The sequence below is a fragment of the Neisseria sp. P0021.S006 genome (genome assembly GCF_051956895.1).
Map to the genome: position 1 here is coordinate 1 of NZ_JBQCWZ010000304.1, position 1,562 is coordinate 1,562.

General features: G+C 51.0%; 1 protein-coding gene and 1 pseudogene. Both read left to right on the forward strand.

Translation table 11 applies throughout. The features are described from left to right. The first annotated feature begins 41 nt into the window (after positions 1-41). Complete coding sequence (gene oppB, locus ACTHUM_RS13570) at positions 42-962, forward strand: oligopeptide ABC transporter permease OppB (protein ID WP_440403121.1); 921 nt, start codon at positions 42-44, stop codon at positions 960-962. 72 nt (positions 963-1,034) lie between these two features. Continuing rightward, a pseudogene (locus ACTHUM_RS13575) lies at positions 1,035-1,562 on the forward strand (peptide ABC transporter permease); the annotation flags it as partial.

Genomic DNA, 1,562 nt, shown 5'->3' on the forward strand with positions numbered 1-1,562 from the left:
GTTTTCACGAGTCCGGTATGTTCAGACAGGACAGCCTGATTATGTTGAAATTCATCATCAAACGGATATGTGCTTCCATCCCGACCATGCTGGTGTTGATTACCGTATCTTTTTTCCTGATGCGGCTTGCACCGGGCAGCCCGTTCACAGGTGAACGCAATTTGCCGCCTACGGTCATGGCCAACATCGAAGCCAAATACCACCTCAATGATCCGATGTACCTCCAATATTTCCACTACCTCAAGCAGTTGGCACAGGGAGATTTGGGGCCGTCGTTCAAATATAAAGATTTCAGCGTTAATGAGTTGCTTGCCCAATCTTTGCCGGTATCGGCAGAACTTGGCTTCTACGCCTTTTTGATTGCCGCCATCTTCGGTATGTTTATCGGCATCATCGCCGCCTTAAAACAAAACAGTTGGCTGGATTATTCGCTGATGAGCGGCGCGATGACCGGTATCGTCGTTCCCAGTTTTGTGATGGCGCCGGTATTGGTGCTGGTGTTTGCCGTCAGACTGCAATGGCTGCCTGCGGGCGGCTGGAACGATGGCGCACTGATGAACTTGATTTTGCCTGTCGTTACTTTGTCCATCGGTTATGTGTCCAGTATCGCGCGGATTACGCGCGGCGCGATGATCGAAGTATTGAACAGCCCCTTTATCCGCACGGCACGCGCCAAAGGCCTGCCCATGAGCCGCATCATCCTGCGCCATGCGCTGCGTCCCGCCATGCTGCCGATTGTTTCTTTCTTAGGTCCGGCATTCGTCGGCATCATTACCGGCTCCATTGTGATTGAAAACGTGTTCGGTATTCCCGGCGTCGGACAATTGTTTGTCAACGGCGCGCTCAACCGCGACTACGGCATGATTTTGGGTTTGACGATTTTGGTCGGCATCATGACCATTTTGTTCAACGCCATCCTCGATATTCTGTATGCCATTATTGACCCGAAAATCCGTTATTAATCCCATTTGCGCAAAGGCCGTCTGAAATGTTCAGACGGCCTGAAGAAAGAATAAAAAGCGAGAGAGAACATTATGTTATTTAAAAAGAAGCAGACTCAGGCCCTCGCAGAGGCAGCAGAATACGCCCAAGTACACGGCAAAAGCCTGTGGAGTGACGCATGGCGGCGTTTTAAACAAAACAAAGCGGCGGTGTACAGCATTATCATCCTGTTGCTGATCAGCATTTTTGTGATTGTGGCGCCATGGATTGTCCGCTACACCTACGACTTTACCGACTGGGACAATATGCAGATTCCGCCGTCCTTTTCTACCCATCACTATCTGGGTACGGACTTGCTCGGCCGCGATTTGTTGTCGCGTGCGGCAACCGGCGGACGTATTTCCTTGCTGGTCGGTGTGGCCGGCGCATTGGTGGCTGTTGTCATCGGTACGCTTTATGGTGCGATTGCCGGCTTTATCGGCGGTAAGCTCGATTCGCTGATGATGCGCTTTTTGGAAATTTTGAACGCGTTTCCGTTTATGTTTTTCGTGATTCTGCTGACCACGTTCTTTGGCCGCAACTTGCTTTTGATTTTTGCCGCCGTGGGTTTGGTGTCTTGG

Excerpts from the sequence above, each read along its gene's own strand:
- oppB (WP_440403121.1), top strand. The coding sequence starts at position 42 with ATGTTGAAATTCATCATCAAACGGATATGTGCTTCCATCCCGACCATG.